The organism is Dictyobacter aurantiacus (assembly GCF_003967515.1).
GTDB classification, from domain to species: Bacteria; Chloroflexota; Ktedonobacteria; order Ktedonobacterales; family Ktedonobacteraceae; genus Dictyobacter; species Dictyobacter aurantiacus.
In genome coordinates this window covers 1067301-1087134 of sequence record NZ_BIFQ01000001.1, presented here as the reverse complement: position 1 = coordinate 1087134, position 19834 = coordinate 1067301, and the positions used below count along the sequence as shown (strand labels likewise).

The following is a 19834-nucleotide window of genomic DNA, read 5'->3' as shown; positions in this document are numbered from 1 at the left end:
GGCATGGATAAGAGCTACTGCATAAAAAGAGGTGAAAAATATGGGATGGCAGATCACAGCATTTTGTGTCGAGCATATGACGCCGCAAGAGTTAATTCAGGACTTCCCTTGCTCGTTCTCCCCAACGGGACAGCGCTTTTCGGCGGAAGACGTGTTTTCGGCTATGCTACCGGTTCCCTTTGCGATCGGGCAGATGGGAGCCTGGACCGTGTTGTGTGACCCTCTCTGTATTATTACCTGGCGTGAGCAGATGCTGGCAACCTTCTCGCGGGGACGGCGTATTTTCGCCTTTGTGGCCGAAGATGCTTCTGGTATTTATGGCTTCTGGTATTTTGTCGATGGTTCTCTACTCAGAGAAGTATTGTTTCAGGACGGTATCTGTGTGGAAGAAGAAGGCGCGCTTTTATCTGAAGAACGGGCGCTGCGTCGTCCCTGGGGCTATGATGAGCAGAATGTGTTGAGCCTGCTTGAGCAGGTGACCGGTTTTGGTTGGAAACAGCTCAGAGAATGCTTTTTTCAAGGGCTGGAAAATGATCTATATAGCAACATACGAGCGGTCTGATAGGAAACTCTGGGCCGCTCGTATGTTATGTGCTACAGGCTTTTAATCCCAGTTTTCGACGCCGACATCCTCGCCCTGTTCCGCCAGCCAGCGTTCCAGGTCGATAGCGGCGCGGCAGCCATCACCGGCCGCGGTGATGGCCTGGCGATAGCGATGATCGGTCACATCTCCGGCGGCAAAGACGCCGGGTATATTGGTCATTGTGAACTCGGATGGGATGATATAGCCAGCCTCATCCAGGTCGATAATGCCTTTGAACAGTTCCGTATTGGGCTGGTGCCCGATGGCCAGGAAGAGTCCTTGCGTCTCCAGCGTTGTCTCTGCACCGGTTTTTGTATTGCGGATGCGCACGCCCGTGACCGCGTCCTCGCCCAGCACTTCGGTAACCTCGCTATCCATCAGAAAACTGATCTTCGGATTCTTCGCGGCCCGATCCTGCATGATCTTACTGGCCCGGAAGCTATCTCTGCGATGGACGATCGTCACATGGTTGACGTAGCGGGTCAGGAAGGTTGCCTCTTCCATCGCGGTATCGCCGCCACCAATGACGATGACATCCCGGTTCTTGAAGAAGAAGCCATCACAGGTGGCACAGGCGGTCACACCACGTCCCTGCAGGCGTTTCTCGCTCGGCAGTCCCAGCCATTTGGCGCTGGCACCTGTGGCAATGACTATTGAGCGCGCCTGGTACTGGCCCATATCGGTTGTAACGGTAAAGGGACGTTTGCTAAAGTCGACCGAGGTTACATCTTCGGGCAGCAGTTCAGCACCAAAGCGGCTGGCCTGCGCCTCAAATTTTTCCATCATCTCAGGACCCAGGATGCCGGTTTCAAAGCCAGGAAAATTTTCCACCTCGCTGGTCAGCATCAGCTGCCCACCAGCTGAATAGCCTTGCAGCATCAGCACAGACAGATTGGAGCGTGCCGCGTAGATAGCCGCGGTATAGCCTGCCGGGCCCGAGCCAATGATAATAACGCCATATATTTTCGCCATTGATATATTTCCTTACTTATGTGCTTAACTTCTACAGATGATAACACGTAGAAGTCTTTTTTTATGCCTGTGTTCTACTGTGCAGGCAGCTGTCCTTCAGCATCCCTCCACTTATGATAACACTGACCTATTCCCGTCCTCGCGTCTATCGCGACACATGTTTTTACCAACCTGACAAATAAAGGACCGTGTTGATGGATAATGGCCAGTGTCAGGCATAGCTGTATGTCCGCCTTCATCTCGCTATTCTGGCTGCGTCTGTGCGGTCTGGGTGCTCCATAAGTGGAGTACATGCAGGGTATCGACCACGATCTGTTCCAGTGGAGCCAGTGCTATGTGTTCCTCAACTGTATGCTCCCCGACTACGCCGGTTGAAACAGTGAAGGCCCGGATGGCGGGTCGGAAGCTGCCTGTATCACTGCCGATAAAGGTAGGTTTCATGTTGAGCGTCTCTCCGCGTTGCGCCAGAGCGATCTGGTACATGGTCAACAGCGACTCGTCCGGGCTGATACTATAGCCTTCATGCTGCACCTTAAAGTCGATCTCGACGCGACCACCAAGGCGCTGCGCGGCCTCTTCAAAGGCCTCCTGAATCTGCAGCCGATAGCGCTGGCGCATCTCGGAGGATTCAAAACTACGCATCTCTCCTTCAACTTTAACCAGATCAGGAATTGCGTTGCGCGCATGGCCCCCGCTGATCTTGCCAATATTGATGCGCGTCTGATCCAATGCCAGTGAGCCGAGTGGAAATTGTGCCTGGCGAAAAATATCGATGGCGTTCACCGTGCCGGTGAGGTCCTGCCCCGGATGTCCAGACTTGCCGATAATCGTGGCATCAAATGTCTCATAGGAGGCGCCTTTGGACACGACCACGCCAGCCTCAAAGGCATTGTCGAATACGATACCATCCTCGACCTGCCAGCGTGCGGCATCAAAGCCATGGGCGCCACAGAGGCCACATTCCTCCTGGACCGTAAAGAGCAGGACCAGGGGCGGTATCTGCAACTGTTGCTCAAGCGCGCGGCGCAGAACTTCCAGAATGATGACGATGCCAGCCGCGTCGTCGGCGCCCAGGTTAGTTTTGCCATCGCTATAGAGAACACCGTCCCGCAAAATAGGAGTATGACCCAGTCCGGGGGCGACCCGGTCCATATGGGCGTTGAGCAGCATTGGCGTTCCTTTGCCCTCCACTGTCGCGATCAGGTTGCCCTGATCATCCACCTGGGTGTTTAAACCCAGAGAGGCCAGGTATTGTTCCAGGTAGCCTCGTACATATTGCTCCTGACCCGAAGTGCTCGGAATACGCACGAGGTCGACCAGCGTATGATAGAGCTGGTCTGCATATATAAACATCATAGCAGTTTCCTCCATATCAAGCATACTGTTACAACGAAATAACCAATCCTATTGATGACAGATGGATGAGCTCGGCCTTCATCTGTATGGGTTGCATCTTATCACGATACGCCACATCCTCGCTTTTTCTTACATCTGGCCTATTTGATTGTTTCTCTACGTTCGTTGGGCTATAATGGGACTATTCTTCGCTTCAGCTTGTACTGCGCTCTCACAGGCAAGCACTACCACCCTTTACTTGCAGGAATCATAGCATGTTTTTTTTATAGCATGCATGCCGTGCGATCATATGCGCGGTACTTTACAATTGCTTTTTATATCATGTGGAAGGGGATTCCCTGTATGTCTCGTAGTGCAACAGAATTTATGGGAACACCTGCGGGATTGTTCCACTGGATTCCCGGCGAAATGATTGTTATCGCTCGCCTGACACGTATCCCCCTGGATGATGCTCTCAGCATAGCGTTTGAGCAGATCCGTACGCAATTAAACACGTTTTTGGCCCGCTATCAACTCACCCTCGATCCCTATGGGGTGGCTGGCCGCTGGGAGGAGATCCCAACGATGCCACCGGTACGCCGCCGGGCCTTTGTCTTTGGGTTGCATAGCCAGCAGCCACTGGTGGCGCTGTTTTTTCATACCCGCGCGCTTGACACGCGTGAGGGTGATCCTCTACCATCCGCACTCTCCTATATACACGCGCATATCGCCTATTTCGCGCAATTTGGCCTGCATATTGTTTCTGCGATGCCAAACTGGCTGGTGACCGCCGCGCCGTTACTCTATAGCGAGGGTGGTCCGGGCGCGCCTCCCCGGCCGGCGCCAGTGCTGGAGGTCCATGCGCCTCCTCAGGCATTGCCGGGCTGGCACCTGCAATTCGCGACCCAGGGGCTGGCGCTGGATGCGCGGGACGCGGAAGATGTGACCGTGGTGGTGGTGGATACGGCCCAGCATCCCGACCGTATCCGTAGCGCCGCCACGCGTCCAGAATTGAGGCGAAACTGGTTGCTACAGCGCCTGGTCGAGGATATGCGGCAGGAGGATGGGTCGTTTATGGTGGAGTATGATCGCTATCCTGTTACCAACGATGTGCGTACCGGCCATGATGCGGCGCAGCGGAGCCGCTACTATCTGATGCCGGATCATGGACTTTTTGTGTCTGGCATCATTCGTGATCTCGCGCCGCGGGCGCGCATTCGTCTGGTACGCGCGCTCAATGACTTTGGCGGGTGTGATCTCTATAATCTTTTTGCCGTCCTGACCGATCTGGAGCATGAGCTAATCTCCGGCACCATTCGGCGCCTGGTCATTAACCTGAGTCTGACCGTGCTGCCAGATTTTTTGCGGCTACCATATCTATGGTTTCAGGATCGCCAATGGCCGACCTCGCAACTACTGGGGGCGCAGAACGTGCTAACATCGCTTGAGGAGGGGCTGCGGCTGCTGTTCGAGAGTCTTTTCGCGCACGGCGCGCTGATTGTGGCCGCCGCTGGCAACGATTCATACCAGGCGTTTCGCAAGGGACTGCCGCCGCGTCCGCCGCGCGCTCCGGCTCGTTACAGATCAACCCTGGGTGTTACATCGGTAAATAGCAATTTTTATCCATCTCAATTCGCCAATGCCGCCAATATTCCGGCCGATACCGGGGGTGTTGCCACCTTTGGTGGCGATAGCGCGGGTGTCGTGAATCAACAGGGCTTGCCGGACGCGGTGCGTGGATTGTTTATCTCGCCGACATTTCCCGGTGGAGAAACTAACCTGACCGGTTGGGCGGATTGGAGCGGCAGTTCGTTTTCGACCGCTATCGTCAGCGCGCTGGGGGCGCACCTGCTGGCTCAGGGCTGGTCCGCCTCGAACAGCATTGCGCGCCTTTCCATGGGACTGGGACAGCAGGGCGAGATTGCCTTTGGTTCCCCGGCTGATGTTTCTAGCTTGCTCGCCAATGTTATATATGCGCAGCAGAGCTTCAGGCTCTAAGTATGTGAGTTCAAAAATACGTGGCTAATTGGAATAAAAGTGCATGCAGAGCGGTTCTAGTTTTTGGATGATACTATGAGGTGCATTACCCGCCCAATCCCGTGTATCCCGGGTTGGTTGCATCGGGAGGCTCGCGGGGGATGCACTTTGTGGTATAATACATGAAATATGATGTGTGCTATATTATCCTCTAGCATGCAGCACCTGTTGCGGCGGAGAATAATACGTACGCAATCACGGATGTGCCATTGCGACACATCAATCTTACTATCTGGAATAGTAAAAGGGTTGCCCTCGCATCCCTTTCAGAGAGGTGAATTTATATGATTGAGCAGAACCAGCAGTCGGCGATCGAGACAAGCGTTCTGACCATGACACCCGCCGCAGCAGATAAAGTTCGCGAGCTGCTCAAGCAGGAAAACGATCCAACCCTGGGTCTCCGCGTTTTTGTCGCCGGTGGTGGTTGCTCGGGTCTCCAGTACGGCATGACCCTTGATGAAGAGCAGGAAGGCGATACCGTCGTCTCTCTGGGCGATTTCAACATTTTCGTTGATGACATGAGCCTGGGTTATATCACAGGTAGTGAAGTTGACTATGTTGATAGCCTGATGGGCGCGGGCTTCACCGTGAACAATCCCAACGCCGTTTCCAGCTGTGGCTGTGGTCACTCCTTCAAAACCGCCGATGGCGGTGGCGAGGCTCGTAGCTGCGGTTGCGGCCACTAAGCTTTCATAGCATAATGAACCTGGAGTATCCAGTGTACCCCGGGCTCATGATAAACAGGGGTTGCTTTGCATATATATGCAAAGCAACCCCTGCGCTATATTCAGTTTCTGATCTATTCTTCATCCTCGCTATCCGCATCCACATCGGCGGTTGTTTGATCAGCCGGAGTATTCAGCAGACGCGTCAGCAGACCTGGCATGTCGCTGGCGAATTTCGAGTTGGCGACGACTTTGAGGGCCCCTGCCTGCAGAGCTTTGGCTCGTGCCTCCAGGTCCATATGTGAGCCAAAGGCCAGCACCGGTACATGGTGGGATCGTGCCGCGCGAATGGCCGCCTCCCAATCAACCCCCCGGGTGGCGATATCAACCACGGCTATGTCCGGTGCGGGTGTTGCCGTTAGTCCCTCTTCAAATGCCGCCAGTGTGCGTACGACCGAGGACTGCATATCATGATGGCGCAGCGTATCGCGAATTTTGACCGCGAAAAACAAATCTTTTTCCAGTGCAATCAGCGTAATGCTCACAAAGGTTTTTCTTTCTAGTCTTCGGTGCTTTCATAAACGGGTCGGCGGAAGCGATCTCCCAGTTCCTGATTGATGAGGTTGAGGTCATTATAAAGCTCAGGAGTCAGCACGTGGTGCGTGCCGTTGCAGTAGGGCTTATCGCACTTCTTTTCATGACTGGTTTCAAGCAGCAGATTGCCATCTTCTACCGATGCCCAGATATGGCGCCGCGAATAGCCATCGCCCCACTTAAAGATCAATCCGCTCTTATATTCGTCGAAGCGCCCCTGCCCATAGAGAAAGTCGCGATTAAACATCTCCAGAATCGGGCGGATGCGGCTGCTTTCAATGACCTTGGCCGTGGGAGGGGTCATCGTCGTTGTTGCCTCGTCGGACAGGTCTTGCTGGGGAATGAACAGCTCGCGGCTGGAATGCTGCTCCTCGCGGATCATCTGCTTGATCATTTCTCCTTCCCGGTCGCTTAATCCATGGCTCTGCCCCAGGATTGGTGCTTTACCGGTTCGGGGAGGTCGTTCGGGTGTATTTTTACCAGGCACGGTATAGCTCCTTGTTTTCTACAAGCCCACAGATGCCCCGCTTACGCAGTCCATCTGCTTATCGGACAATCTAATCATTGTGGTATGCACATAGCTTACAACTTCCTGCCAATCCCGACAAGTTTTAATCAGAACCGAAGGCGCGATAGAGGACGCCGAATGACGATCAACGTGACATAAATTGAATGATTTTAATATATGGTGCAATACATCAAGTACAGATATTCAAAACATCTGTACTTGACATATGTTCTATTGGTGATTATACTTCTGTTATATAAACTGTAGATTGTTCTCATCTCTATTGCTTGATCCGTAGCACAATAAGAACAAGTGTTCTAGCTTATTGCTAGAATAGAGACATGCAGGACGTGTGCCCATGAGCGTAGCAAAGGGCGTTGCGGTTGGGATGGAAATTGGAGGTGGACAGACGACGGTTGCTCTCATCGATCGCGATGGCTGTGTACGCGAGCGATGTGTGGCAAAGACATTACGTAGTCGTCCAGCAGTTGCAACCCTTGACCCGTATTTACGCGCAATTGATACGATACTGCAGCATGCCAGAGACCAGAATTTAGAGGTTGCTGGTATCGGTGTCAGTATCCCCGGATCAGTGGACGGACCGGCGCGGCGCCCACTGCAGGTCCCTATTTTGCCTTCTCTCAACAATTTTCCCCTTGGAGATCTCCTGGAGAACCGCTATCACTTACCTATCCAGGTGCATACCGACGTAGATGCGGCTGTCCTGGGTGAGCACCGCTTTGGCGCAGGAAAGACTCATCAACGTCTACTCTTCTTGACCGTCAATGCGGTTGTCGGTGCATCTCTGGTGATAGATGGGCAGCTTGAATATCCCGGTCGCCAGTACGTCGGGCATGTCTGCCATGTGCCTATTGCCTCAACGGGGCCCCGCTGCAGCTGTGGCAAATGCGGCTGCATCAATACATTGATCTCAATTGAGGCGGTTAAACGCATGGTCCAGCGGGCGCTACGTCGAGGAGAAGAGACAACGCTGACACAGCGCTTCTTAAATCATGAGACCTTCAGCCATCAGTTGCTGGCTGAGGAGGCTGTGCGTGGTGATAGCCTGGCCCAGCGTGTGTATCGTGAGCTGGCTCGCTGGATCGTGGAGGCGATCACACGTTATCTCGGATTATTTGAGCCCAATCTCTTTATTTTAGGTGGTGGTGTGCTGTATGGAGGTGATCTTCTCCTATCCCAGATCCGCACCTTGATTCAAGATCGACCAAAATCCCCCTTATGGCAGATGATCGAAGTTGTACCAGCATGCCTGGGAAGTGATGTTGCATTGATTGGCTCGATTGCCCCATTTGCATTCGTGTAAATTTATAGGATAGATGCTGGACAATACTCGAGTTTGAGGCATATACTAGTATCATGAATAACACACGGATTCCTGTTATTGTGATTGATGATACGCCGGTTAAGCGTCGTGGTGTATGTGAATTTGTAGAGGAGACTACCCTCCTTGAATTAGCAGGACAATCAGGCGACGCTCAGGGTGCTATCTCGCTGGTTGAGAACCTCTGCCAGAAACAGGAGCAGAACCCCACTTTAGCGGGCTGGATGGTCCTGTCGGACCTGCGCCTGGGCGTAAGTAATGGGGTTGAGCTGGGACGTATGCTTCTGGATATCGCGCCTGGTTTGCGCGTGGTAATCTATACCCAGGATCCCAGCTGGACGCTGGCGGCCGAGGTGTTTCGCCATGAGTATACGCGCCGTGGCACACAGCGCACGCGTCGCACCAGGAAGTCTACTGGTCTGCATGGGTACGCGCTTTTCAACAACATGGAGCCCGCGTATCTGGAACATATCGCCAGCTCGGTCGTTTTCCGCAAAGAAACCTATATCGATCCCGAGGTGTTAAACTATCTACTCAAGCGTTTACGCGGGCAACGCTTGACTCCACGGCAGGAAGAGTGTGCTTCTCTCATCGCCAGAGGGTTGAGCAACGATGATATCGCCCTGCGCATGGGTTTTCTGAATGCAAAGGGTGGACCCAATATTGGTCCGGTCGAAAACCTGGTGAGTGAGCTGTATAATTTCTTTTCCATTGAGGGCGCACCCAGCGATCCAGGACGCCGTGTGTTGCTGGCACATGCCTATGAGGCCTACGCGGGCCTGCGCCAGGATCCGCTGTTCCGCTAGCCGCCTTCCTTTGACCTGTTCCGATAGTTTCGTTGTAGCTGCTTCAGGCAGGTTGTACCTGCGGCTGCGTATCTATGCGTGCTTCTGGTCGCAGGGGTATTTCTAGCCGCACCGTGGTGCCATGTTGAGGATCGGGTCGCGGCTTGGAATCTATATGCAGGGCGCCATGGGCTGCCCGCACCTTGAGGTTCGCCTTGAAGAGGCTGGTTTTTTCCGGTGGAATGGCCTGTACATCGAAGCCATGTCCATCATCGGTGATTTCAACGCACAGCACATTCTCCTGAAATGTTGTACGTACTGTAGCATAGCTGGCCCCCGCATGGTTATAAATGTTAAGCAATGCCTGCGTCACCGTATACGAGATCGCCTCAGCTATCTTTTCTCCCTCCTCACTTTGCTCCAGGTCAGGATTGAGCGCGTCCAGTGCCCAGAGATCATAGCGGATCTCAAGAAGCGATTCTGTATGGAGTACAGGCAGATCTTCGCGGATCAACTTTTCCAGGTGGAGCTTGAGACCCAGGCTGCGTCGTTGATAGGCATCTTCCACCAATAACTGCAGTCCACGCAGATCGCGCTCTAGCTCCTCGCTGATCTTGCGCACCTTGCTGAGGGCTTCAATCACCGGAGGCGCGGTTATCCTTCCATCAACACTCCGCTCCATCTCTAAACGCAACTTATGTTGCCAGTAGCCAAGGAGAGAGCGAATGCGCAGCGCTTGCTGCTTCGGCTGATCGTGGATGCGTTGTGATAACAGGGAGCGCAGATGGGCATCCGCGTGTAGCAAGAGCCTGGTCGCCTGTTCAAGCTCTTCATTTGTTTTGCGCAATTCCTGAGCCGTCTTTTTCTGTTCCTGTAACGCCTCCTCGCGCTGGTCCAGGGTGACGTGCAGACGTGCAATCAGGCGCAGCGAGCGGATCGCATAGAGCAGGATCAAGGGATAGACGGCGGCCAGGACGTAAAACATTGCCAGCGGCAAGAGTGGCTGTCCCCTCAGCAGAATCGGCAGTACGCCGAAGCAGAAACCCAGACCGATGCCCCCAATCCATAGCGTCAGCAGATCGCCCAGGTGATAGCGGATGCGAGCCGGGATGACCGGTGAACTGGGACCGTCGGCCGTTTTTTTGTAGCGCGGCCAGATGCCCACTATCTGAAAAATAGAGGTGATCCCGATTCCCAGGCTGACCACGCCACCGAAGACGGCGTATCCCAGGCTTAATTCTATATTGGTACGGATCGGTACGTAGCCCCGAGACAAAAACGAGACCCAATCGTAAGCTATTAACAGCACCAATGGTGCGTACGGCAAGCCATCCACCAGCCAGCTTGGTTTGCGTCCCTTGACCATAGCCATCGGGCGATACGTCAGACTCAGATGGATAAAGCCCGCACCCAGCAATGCGAACGACGGGATCCAGATCATCTGCACCACAAGGTCTGGTGGTGTAGCGGTTTGGATATTGCCCCAGTGGCTATAGAGGAGAAGCAGTATGGCCGGTGGAAGCAGGGTAAGACCCTCGACTGCTCCTGTCCATTCCGAGGCGGTGGCCAGTAGCACGATGCCAACGATAAGCCAGCTCAGGCCCGCCAGCAACGTCAGACCAAATGTCTGCCACCACAGGTTCCACGTAAAGATATAGGCCGGACGCGTAATCGTCTCCTGGGGCGTGTGATCTCCTTGCGCCGTGTATGTAATGATCTCCTGGGGATGCGCCTGTCGATATGCTCGTTCGATGCCGGTCGTTCCATACATATGGTTGACGGACGAGATATGGGCGTTGCTGGTCAATGATCCAATTGGGATCGCGAAGGGTGGTAGTTGTTCGGGCGTCGTGATAATGATGATCGGCTTATCAGGGCTTTCGGCGTCAATGGTCCAGGTAAAGCCACCAAATACCTTACCGATCTCATTGAACAGACGCAGATGGCCGGCACCACTGATCACTAATAAGATCAAGGCGACAGCCAGGTAAAGTATGGTGAGCCTGGGGCGGATCCGCTGCCACCAGGCGTGCATTATGTGTTGTTCGGCGAAAAATACAGTAGACACACTTAAGTGTAACATGTCCAAATCATCAGTTGCAAGGGACGTTTGAGCGCGCCTCTTCATAAACATGGTGAGTGGGCTGCCTACCTTGAGAATTCTTCTGTTCTATGCTATACTTATCTCTATGGAAAGCTGCATATATGTACAGATATGCGAGGAAAGGATTGCATCAATGGCTCCGAGAGCGGCTATTTCTCCCCTCAATAGCGATACTGCCTTGCAAGATGAGGTGTGTCAGGAGCGTGTCATCCATGCGGAACACGTTGTTGAGGTTCGGCGGCACGTTTTGCCCGCGCAGGGTGCTCTACAGATTGCCACCCTTTTTTCTATGTTAAGCGATCCAACGCGCCTGCAGGTACTGCATGCATTGCTCTGCGCACCAACGGGTGAATTATGCGTGTGCGACCTGGCAGCTGGCCTGGGGCGTGATGATACCACTATCTCTCATCAACTGCGGGTCTTGCGCCAGCAGAAAGTGGTGGCGATGCGCAAAGTCGGTCGTGTTGTCTATTACCGCCTGATCGATGAGCATATTCGTCAATTGTTGCTGATGGGCCAGGATCATATCCAGGAAGGACACGTGTCGCAACGTCAATTGGATAGCGAGGTATTGTAATGAGTGTAGGGCATACTCACGCCCATGGGCACAGCCATGATCACACACATGGCATGGCGACCAGAAGCCTGCGCTTGGCTTTTTTCCTGACAATCATTATTCTGCTGGCCGGCCTGATAGGCGGTATCCTATCACATTCGCTGGCCCTGCTTTCGGACGCGGGGCATACCCTGACCGACATCTTCGCGCTCGGACTGGCCTGGTTCGCCGCCGGACAGGCTGAGCGGCCACCCAATGAGCGCAAGACCTATGGCTATCATCGTGTCGGCATCCTGGTCGCGCTCTTAAATGCTATCTCGCTGATCGTGATCGCGATCGTTATTGGCTGGGAGGCTATTCAACGCTTTCAGCATCCCGAACCAGTACAGCCACTGATCATGTTTGGTGCCGCGGCCATCGGTATCGCGATCAACCTGTATATCGGATTTGGCCTGAGCCGGGAGGGACACAACCTCAACATGCGTGCCGCCGCCCTGCATGTCTTTGGAGATGTTGGCGCCGCTGTCGCGGTGATCGTGGCGGGTTTGATTATTCTGCTGACTGGCTGGACCTTTGTTGACCCCTTGCTTTCTGTCGGCATTGCGCTCTTTATCGCTTATGGCGCATGGGGCATCGTACGCGAGACCACGGATATCCTGCTGGAGGCGGCCCCGAAAGATGTACCCGTCAAGCAACTGGTGGCCGATATTCAGAAGGTAGAGGGCGTTAATGATGTCCATGATCTACACGTCTGGTGTATTACCAGTGGCATGCTGGCCCTCTCCTGTCATGTCTCGATCTGCAATCTACAGTCAGAGGAAAACGCGCGTGTGCTGGCCGATATCCAGACCATGCTGCAACGCGATTACAATATCACACATGCAACCATTCAATGTGAATGTAAGGATCATGTCTCGTCCTGCTGCGAGAACGAAAGCCTGTATTGTCAGCTAGGTGTAAACAACGTGGGCGCCTCCAATTGTGAACACGACCATCAGGCCATTGATACCACAACTACGAGCAGCCTCCCCTGAGAACGTTATCAACAGAAAGGGTGGAAGAAGGAACATCCATGGCATCATCACAAGTACATCGATCTCTGAAAGAGAAGCAACGCCAGGAGCGTGAAGAGCTGATCCTGAAGGTTGCGCAAGACGTCTTTCTGGAGCGCGGCTATCATGAGACCTCAATGGATGAGATCGCCAGCCGTGTCGGCATCGCCAAAGGGACGGTCTATCTTCATTTCCCCGGGAAAGATGATCTGGTGATCGCGATTTTCGAGCGGGATATGCAGGAGATCCTGAGTCAAATGGATGCCTGTCTTGACTGTCAGACTTCTCCTCAAGCCAGGCTCGAAGCTCTCCTCCATTTTATGTACGCGGGCCTGTTCAGTAAACGCACCCAGCTCCTCTCATCTATTTATCATAGCGCCGATAGGCAGCGTCTCTTTGCTGAAAAAGGGGGCTGCCTGCGTGATTTATGGGAGCGTGTGGCGCAACGTGTCGCGCAGATACTGGAAGAGGGTAAGGCCAGGGGCGATTTTGATACGACGATTCCCACCAGCATCATGACCAGCACCTTCCTGAGCCTTATTTCGCCGAAAAGCTATGAACGCCTGCTGGCAGAGGGGCAATTTGTGCCGGAAGATATTGTGGCCCATACCGGTAAGATCTTCTTTCGTGGTATCCAGGCAAAGTCCTGACAGTTGTTTACGAAGAAGTAGGACAACGGCAGGGGTAGGTGCGGATGCACCTACCCCTGCCGTTGTCCTACTTCTTCGTAAACCGCGTAGAAGCTCTATTCGCCGCTGCTGCGTAGCTTGTACACTTTGATGGCTACCTGTAAGGTGAGCCAGTTGCTCCGTTCCTGCAGATCGATGTCGCACAGCGATTGCAGGCGTTCCAGGCGCTGTATAAGCGTATTGCGATGGACAAAAAGCTTCTCAGAGGTTTTGGTCAGATTGCCCGCGCACTCCAGGTACGTCTCCAGGGTATCCAGCAGATCGGTGTTTTTACGCCGGTCATAATTGTCGATATGGGCGATCTGATCCTGGTAGACATCGCGCAGATCATCCATATGAGCGATTTTGTACAGATAGCGATAGACTCCCAGGTCATTGAAATGCGTCACGATCGGCGGTCGTTTCCCCTCATTGACGCGCGGCTCCTGAAGATTCTGTCCCATTTGCAGCGCTTCATTGGCCTCTGCGAAGCCACGCCGGTAATCACTGATATATTGGCAGGTATTGCCAATGCCAATGGAGAGGAAGACATCATACTCAGTGCGCATCTGGTTCGCCAGGTCCTTGAGCCAGTTTTTCAAGCGCATGCCGCTGGGATCTTTTGTCAGGGGCAGGATGCAGGTGATCAGATTTTCGTGTTCATAGAAGACCGAGCCAGAGTAGTTATCCTGAATGCGACGCCTTACGATGCCTCCCATGCGCTTGTAAGCGGCCTGCAAGGATACTCCCTGGCTATAGCTTGGACTGGCATCGGTATTGTTGGCTGCCAACTGGCCCGTGCGTGTGCGTTCGGGCCGGCCCTGTTTCTGCGTGGCCGTCGTCTCATCCCAGCGCGCATCCACGTGGGTGATCTCTACCATGACCGCTGCGTGTGGCCGTGTCAGATCGCAACCCAGGAAATGCGCCCGCTGACGCAGCGAATCTTCAGAATCGTTTGTCCCCTGCATCAGGTCATCAAAGAAACCCTTTACCAGGTTCTTTTGTGCCAGCTGATTGACCAGGTAGCTGTTTTTAATCGCGATAGCCGCTTGATTGGCAACCGTGGTCAGCAGGGTCTGGTCGTCAGTGGAGTAGCGACGCGTCTTATTTGAATAGCAGTTGATCAGGCCGAGCTGTTCGGTACCGGAGATTAACGGTGCGGATATCAAGGTGCGATACTGGTTATCTTTGAGTGGATTCAGTCGTTCGAGCGTGTGCTCATTTTCCAGTTCCATCTCGGTTGCCGCCAGCCCGGTGTCTTTAGTAACATTGGCCTCGTTCAACTCGCGTAGACGCTCCAATGTGGTGCGATCAATGTCGATGGTATGAAATTGGGCTCGATCATTCAGGTTGGGCGAGGTGGCGCGAACCGTGAGCCGCCTGGCCTGGCGCGAGCTTTCAAGATCGCGTTCACGAGCCTGGTCCATCAGCATGATTACACAGAGGTCGACCTCCATTAGCTGCACCGTTAGCGTCGCGAGGGAGCGCAGCATATCATCGAGGTAGAGTCCGGAGCTGATCGTCTGGCTGAGTACGGATAGCGTGGTCAGCGTGCTCAATTTGCGCTGGGTATTTTCGTAGAGTTGCGCGTTTTCAATCGCGCTGGCAACCAGAGATGCGGTATTGCTGATAAATAAACGATGCTGTTCAGTAAAGTCATGGGGTGCGATGGCCTGTACCGTGATGACACCGATCAGGTGCCGGGTCTTCGTAATGATGGGCACGGTCATGATTGACTGGAATTTTTCCTCTTCCAGCTCGGGGAAGTAACAAAAGCGCGGATCTTCAAGCGCCTCGTCAGTGAGGAAGACTGGTTTGCGATGCAGGGCGACCCAACCGGCGATCCCCTCTCCTACTCCCATGGTGATTTTTCCTACCAGATGGCGATATTGCTCGTTTGTACTTGCCAACACAAGGCGTTCTTTGTCTTTGTCGTAAAGATAGATGAATGCAATCTGGCAGGAAGTAGCGCGGACCACTGTGTCCACAAGGTGACGTAACACTTCATCAAGCCTCAGCGTTGAGCCGACGGTGGAAATGACCTCATGTAGTAAAGAGTTCTCCTGTGTCCGCATCTCGATCTCGTTGCGTAGTTCGATATTATCTCTTTGTAACTGTTCGAGCATCTGCTCCGAGTCGGTGGGGGAGGGCAGCTGATGATTTGTACTAGCCTTGAAAGACATGCAACCTCCTGATTTGACAAATGATAGCACAGGCGTGCGTCTGTCACCACCGCTGCAATCGTTGAAACCGTGGCTGTTGTAGTAAGCGTCTTTGCCTTCTTTCATATGGCGCGTATGTATCCTGATGTGTTGATGGGCGATCAGATGGTGTATGTAGGAGCGTTACACCATTGATCGCCCTCTATAGATCAGGTTCATATGGATACTCCGTCCATAACTATATATGAGCCATTGTACCCATTTTCTTTCGCTACGTCTAGAGTTTAACCTTGTCTTAAACATTTTCATTAGAAATTCATAAAAAAAACGTTCCGGCGGGGTTGTGTTAATGTGTGTTTTTCTGTCTCGATGTATATTTTTGTCACTGCCTGTGTATTTGAACGAGTTTTTCTGGTAGCGCGCGTGTGTGCTGTATAAGTTGTATGATATGTCTATTGTTATCACCATCAATGTGTACAATTCTCTACAGTATGAAAATTTATGTCTGCTCAATTAGTTGACAACCTATAAGCTGAGGCTGTTATAATTGATGCATAGCTCCAGAATATTTTGTACATCGCCGTACAGCCTCTGTATGGCTTTTTTGATGCTTCGTTGCTTTATTCTGTCCTGTTTTTTTTACATAAGGAGTCTCTATCCTTGGCTACAGATACGATTGAAACCCCGATTGACGAAAAGGGAATTGAAACGCACGGTATTGAGCGTGTATCTCCCAGGGCCAGGACCCACGTACGTATCTTTGATAATTTTACGATGTGGTTATCGGCGAACCTGGTGCTCTCAACCGTTGCGCTGGGCGCCCTGGCTATCCCTCTTTTCAAGCTTGGTTTCTGGCAAAGCGTGGCAATCATCGTTATATTTAACATTTTAGGTGTGCTTCCTGTTGCGTTTTTTTCTACTCTGGGCCCCAGACTGGGTTTGCGCCAGATGACGATTACGCGCTTCTCCTTCGGCTGGTGGGGAACCGTGATCATGGCGTTTTTTAATATTGCAGCCTGTATCGGCTGGTCCGCGGTCAACGTGATCGTGGGTGGTCAATTAGTTAACGCTCTGAGCAATGGAGCGGTTCCACCATGGGTTGGTATCCTGATTATTGCTATTTTGACTACATTCGTAAGTATTTATGGATACAAATATGTGCATAGATACGAGCGCTACGCCTGGATCCCCATGGCCGTCATCTTTATCTTGATGGCGGTGCTGGCCGGTCCTCATTTTGTGGCAGTGCCCGCACCAGCCTTTAGCCTGGGTACGCTGGCCGGTCTGATCTCGTTTGGCGGTGCCATCTACGGTTTCGCCACCGGCTGGAGTTCGTATGCCGCGGATTATAACGTGAACCAACCGGAAGAGACCCCTGCTAGCCGTGTGTTCTGGCTGACCTTCCTGGGTGTGACCATCCCCTGTATCCTGTTGGAAATTCTTGGCCTTGGTTTAACCACGGTTGCCGCCTACAATGCTCCCAGTACCGGTGGCACACTGGCCCTGGTCTTAAAGCCGCTGGGTGGGCTGGGAACCATCATTCTTGTCCTGCTGGCATTGAGTGTCGTGGCCAACAACATTCCCAATGACTATAGTCTTGGCCTGACCATTCAGGTGTTGGGACGTGCTTTCCAGCGTGTTAATCGCGCGGTCTGGACCCTGATTGGCGCGGTAATCTACGTATTAATTGCTATTCCTCTGGCCGCTAATTTCAGCGAAACCTTGAATAATTTCTTGCTGTTGATTGCTTACTGGCTAGGCCCATGGGCGATTATCCTGATCCTGGAGCACTTTGTTTTCCGCAAAGGAAGATATAATCTCGATGACTGGAATACGCGCAGTAAGTTACCCGTCGGCTGGGCCGCGATTGTCGCCATGTTCCTGGGCCTGGTTGGCGTCTGGCTTGGCGCGTCTCAGGCACTGTTTACCGGACCGATAGCTACAGCTTTAAGTGGGATGGACATTGGCTTTGAGCTAGGTGTGGTTTTTGCCGCCATTGCCTATCTGATCCTGCGTCCGATCGAGCTCAAACAGACCGCGCGCTAAGTTCTGTCGCATATATCGCAGCGTTTTATTCTATCTGCAATTTGCCTATACATCCATTTTGCAGATACCATAAAGGGGATCCTTCTTCAGTGAGGGATCCCCTTTATGGTTGGTCTGGCCGGTTGAGACGGCGAGACGAGAAAGGAAAAACTATGCCATATGATGTATTGATTCGCCATGCGCGCTTGCAGCGGCGCAGTGGGCTGGTAGATATCGCGATCCAGGATGGAGTGTTTGCGCGCATCGCACCTGATCTGGCGTCTGCTACGGCACGAGAGGAGATCGATGCCGGTGGGCGTCTGCTATCCCCACCTTTCATTGATGCCCATGTTCACCTGGATGCTGTGTTGACGGTGGGCCAGCCGCGCTACAACGCGTCGGGAACATTACTGGAGGGCATCCAGATCTGGAGCGAACGCAAGCCAGATCTGACGCATGAAGATGTAAAGCGGCGCGCACTGGAAGAGATTCAATGGGAGGTGGCGCAGGGAACGCTGCATATTCGTAGCCATGTGGATGTGTGCGATCCCAATTTGACGGCCCTGAGAGCCCTGCTGGAGGTGCGCGAGGAGGTCCGCGATATCTGTGATCTGCAGCTGGTGGCCTTTCCACAGGATGGTATTCTATCCTTTCCCAATGGACGCACTTTGATGCGCCAGGCTATGGAGCTGGGGTGCGACGTGGTCGGTGGTATTCCACACTACGAATGGACGCGCGACATGGGTGTGGAGGATGTACACTACGTTTTTGAGCTGGCGAAAGAGTTCAACCGCGATATCGATTGCCACTGCGATGAGACCGATGATCCGCTGTCGCGCTTCACCGAGGTGATGGCGGCCGATACTATTGAGCGTAGCTGGCAGGGAAGGGTGACGGCCAGCCACTGCACCGCGATGCATTCTTATGATAACGCCTACGCGTTCAAGCTGATCGGCTTGCTGGCGCGCGCAGGGGTAAACGTGGTGGCTAATCCTTTTGATAACGTGGTGCTGCAGGGACGTTTTGATACCTATCCCAAGAGGCGCGGTATCACACGGGTGAAGGAACTGCTGGCGGGCGGAGTCAATGTGGCGCTGGGTCATGACTCGATCATGGATCCCTGGTTCCCAATGGGGCGCGGCGACATGCTGGCGGCGGCGCAACTGGCCCTCTTCCTCTGCCATATGAGTGGCTATGACGAGATCGATGCTGTGCTGGACCTGATTACGACCAATGCAGCGCGCGCGCTGCGCCTTGAGGATCGCTATGGTATCGAGGAGGGCAAGCCAGCTGATTTTCTGCTGCTGGATGCTCCAACGGCGTTTGAGGCCCTGCGCTTGCTTCCCGCGCGCCTGTATGTCTTCAAAGGTGGGAGGCAGATTGCCTCGACCACGCCGGCGCGCAGTCTGCTCCAGCGCGGAGGAGACACGCAGCAGGATGAGCTGGTCATCACATTTCGTCCCCACTCCGCCGAGTAAGCTATACCACCCCGAAAAGGCGTTGTGAGCTAGACAATATTGATGGCGCGCCCGATCAAAATCGTCAGAATGACCATGGCGATCAAGGCTTCGGCCATCATCAAGGACTTGGCGCGGCGGCTTAAAGGAAAGGTGTCGGCAGGGCTGAGCGCGGTTGCTCCCGTGAAGCCCAGGAAGAGATAGTCGAGGAAGTGGGGCGTCCAATTCCGCGTGTTGCCATCAGCCTGCTGTGGAAATAAAAAGTCGGTGGCTTGATGTCCGATGGCGGCCCGCTTGTGCGGTCCACTGCCATCTATCTCCCAATACCAGAGCCCAAATACCAGGACATTCGCGATCCACAGTAACGCGCCGGTACGCAGCAGGCTGATGGCATCCCTCCCCTCGTGTCGCGCCGGCAGCGTCGTAACCAGCAGGACGACACCGATGACGAGAGCGGCGGTTGTGATGCCGAGCAGACAAAAAGCCAGGATGCGATTCGTGCGCGCTGAAAATGGATGCCCGAGGAGAGCCGCAGCCGTTCCAGGCAGGATAATGACCAGCTCCAGGACCAGTGGCAGCCAGCTCGGACCCAGTGTAAGAGGTTCAGGTAAAATAGCGTAAAGGATACCCGCGATCAGCGCGGCGATGGTCGAAACCCAGAGTGGGGCCACTTCGGCTGGCTGTGCTTCCCGTAGACGTGGCGCAACTGGCGGCAGCTTCCTTATCTGTGCCATACGTTTTCATTGATCTCCCTTGCCCATAAATCAGGACCGTATCTGCTATGTATTTTAAATCATTGCAGACCTGCTGACAACGTATGCATTGCGCCAGAGGCGGGAAGTGCTGGCCGATGCGCTAAATATGACAATATGTTCATAAAAATGACGCGTTAATGCAAAAAATCTGCTATTCTGGTATAGTAGGGGATGGTCCTCACTTAAGTATGCCTCTAATGTTTAATAAATTGTGATACTGTATGATGGATGAGG

The 19834-nt window shown here is 53.4% G+C and carries 17 protein-coding genes; 10 read left to right on the top strand and 7 right to left on the bottom strand.

Annotation, left to right across the window (positions count from 1 at the left end; translation table 11 throughout):
* Positions 1-40 precede the first annotated feature (40 nt).
* The gene (locus KTT_RS04420) at positions 41-562 is read left to right on the top strand and encodes a hypothetical protein (protein ID WP_126594827.1); all 522 of its coding nucleotides are present in this window, start codon (positions 41-43) and stop codon (positions 560-562) included.
* A 42-nt stretch (positions 563-604) separates the two neighbouring features.
* Here KTT_RS04420 and trxB read toward each other — a convergent pair whose 3' ends face one another.
* Together trxB and KTT_RS04410 are read right to left on the bottom strand one after the other, a co-directional pair.
* Positions 605-1555, bottom strand: coding sequence for a thioredoxin-disulfide reductase (trxB, locus tag KTT_RS04415; RefSeq protein WP_126594826.1), 951 nt, complete (start codon positions 1553-1555; stop codon positions 605-607).
* A 243-nt stretch (positions 1556-1798) separates the two neighbouring features.
* Complete coding sequence (locus tag KTT_RS04410; protein WP_160145632.1) at positions 1799-2911, bottom strand: M20/M25/M40 family metallo-hydrolase; 1113 nt, start codon at positions 2909-2911, stop codon at positions 1799-1801.
* A gap of 342 nt (positions 2912-3253) precedes the next feature.
* Here KTT_RS04410 and KTT_RS04405 point away from each other — a divergent pair, with 342 nt between their 5' ends.
* Both KTT_RS04405 and erpA read left to right on the top strand, forming a co-directional pair.
* Positions 3254-4888 (top strand): S8/S53 family peptidase, encoded by a 1635-nt coding sequence (locus tag KTT_RS04405; RefSeq protein WP_126594824.1) that lies wholly within the window; start codon positions 3254-3256, stop codon positions 4886-4888.
* 323 nt (positions 4889-5211) lie between these two features.
* A complete protein-coding gene (gene erpA, locus KTT_RS04400) occupies positions 5212-5613 on the top strand; it encodes an iron-sulfur cluster insertion protein ErpA (RefSeq protein ID WP_126594823.1) in 402 nt (133 codons plus the stop codon).
* Positions 5614-5726: 113 nt separating this feature from the next.
* Here erpA and KTT_RS04395 read toward each other — a convergent pair whose 3' ends face one another.
* A complete protein-coding gene (locus tag KTT_RS04395; protein ID WP_126594822.1) occupies positions 5727-6137 on the bottom strand; it encodes a PleD family two-component system response regulator in 411 nt (136 codons plus the stop codon).
* A 14-nt stretch (positions 6138-6151) separates the two neighbouring features.
* Positions 6152-6673 (bottom strand): hypothetical protein, encoded by a 522-nt coding sequence (locus KTT_RS04390; RefSeq protein WP_126594821.1) that lies wholly within the window; start codon positions 6671-6673, stop codon positions 6152-6154.
* A 379-nt stretch (positions 6674-7052) separates the two neighbouring features.
* Here KTT_RS04390 and KTT_RS04385 point away from each other — a divergent pair, with 379 nt between their 5' ends.
* Both KTT_RS04385 and KTT_RS04380 read left to right on the top strand, forming a co-directional pair.
* The gene (locus tag KTT_RS04385; RefSeq protein ID WP_126594820.1) at positions 7053-8018 is read left to right on the top strand and encodes an ROK family protein; all 966 of its coding nucleotides are present in this window, start codon (positions 7053-7055) and stop codon (positions 8016-8018) included.
* Positions 8019-8071: 53 nt separating this feature from the next.
* Positions 8072-8842 (top strand): transcriptional regulator, encoded by a 771-nt coding sequence (locus KTT_RS04380; protein WP_126594819.1) that lies wholly within the window; start codon positions 8072-8074, stop codon positions 8840-8842.
* A gap of 43 nt (positions 8843-8885) precedes the next feature.
* Here the strand turns inward: KTT_RS04380 and KTT_RS04375 are convergent, their stop codons facing one another.
* A complete protein-coding gene (locus KTT_RS04375; protein ID WP_126594818.1) occupies positions 8886-10904 on the bottom strand; it encodes a sensor histidine kinase in 2019 nt (672 codons plus the stop codon).
* 154 nt (positions 10905-11058) lie between these two features.
* Between KTT_RS04375 and KTT_RS04370 the strand changes: the two genes are divergently transcribed.
* The 3 genes from KTT_RS04370 to KTT_RS04360 are packed head-to-tail and all read left to right on the top strand — an operon-like array spanning position 11059 to position 13183.
* A complete protein-coding gene (locus tag KTT_RS04370) occupies positions 11059-11502 on the top strand; it encodes an ArsR/SmtB family transcription factor (RefSeq protein ID WP_160145631.1) in 444 nt (147 codons plus the stop codon).
* Positions 11502-12515: a cation diffusion facilitator family transporter gene (locus KTT_RS04365; protein WP_126594816.1), complete on the top strand. Its 1014-nt coding sequence runs from the start codon at positions 11502-11504 to the stop codon at positions 12513-12515. The genes KTT_RS04370 and KTT_RS04365 overlap by 1 nt, the downstream gene beginning before the upstream one ends.
* A gap of 38 nt (positions 12516-12553) precedes the next feature.
* On the top strand, positions 12554-13183 hold the full coding sequence (locus KTT_RS04360; RefSeq protein WP_126594815.1) for a TetR/AcrR family transcriptional regulator: 630 nt from the start codon (positions 12554-12556) through the stop codon (positions 13181-13183).
* Positions 13184-13278: 95 nt separating this feature from the next.
* Here the strand turns inward: KTT_RS04360 and KTT_RS04355 are convergent, their stop codons facing one another.
* The gene (locus tag KTT_RS04355; protein ID WP_160145630.1) at positions 13279-15384 is read right to left on the bottom strand and encodes a GAF domain-containing protein; all 2106 of its coding nucleotides are present in this window, start codon (positions 15382-15384) and stop codon (positions 13279-13281) included.
* A 639-nt stretch (positions 15385-16023) separates the two neighbouring features.
* Between KTT_RS04355 and KTT_RS04350 the strand changes: the two genes are divergently transcribed.
* Together KTT_RS04350 and codA are read left to right on the top strand one after the other, a co-directional pair.
* Positions 16024-17409 carry a cytosine permease gene (locus KTT_RS04350; RefSeq protein WP_126594813.1) on the top strand — a complete coding sequence of 462 codons (1386 nt, stop codon included), beginning with the start codon at positions 16024-16026 and terminating at the stop codon, positions 17407-17409.
* Positions 17410-17561: 152 nt separating this feature from the next.
* Complete coding sequence (gene codA / locus KTT_RS04345; RefSeq protein ID WP_126594812.1) at positions 17562-18866, top strand: cytosine deaminase; 1305 nt, start codon at positions 17562-17564, stop codon at positions 18864-18866.
* Positions 18867-18895: 29 nt separating this feature from the next.
* Here codA and KTT_RS04340 read toward each other — a convergent pair whose 3' ends face one another.
* The gene (locus KTT_RS04340; protein WP_126594811.1) at positions 18896-19579 is read right to left on the bottom strand and encodes a DUF1345 domain-containing protein; all 684 of its coding nucleotides are present in this window, start codon (positions 19577-19579) and stop codon (positions 18896-18898) included.
* Between the last annotated feature and the right edge of the window lie 255 nt (positions 19580-19834).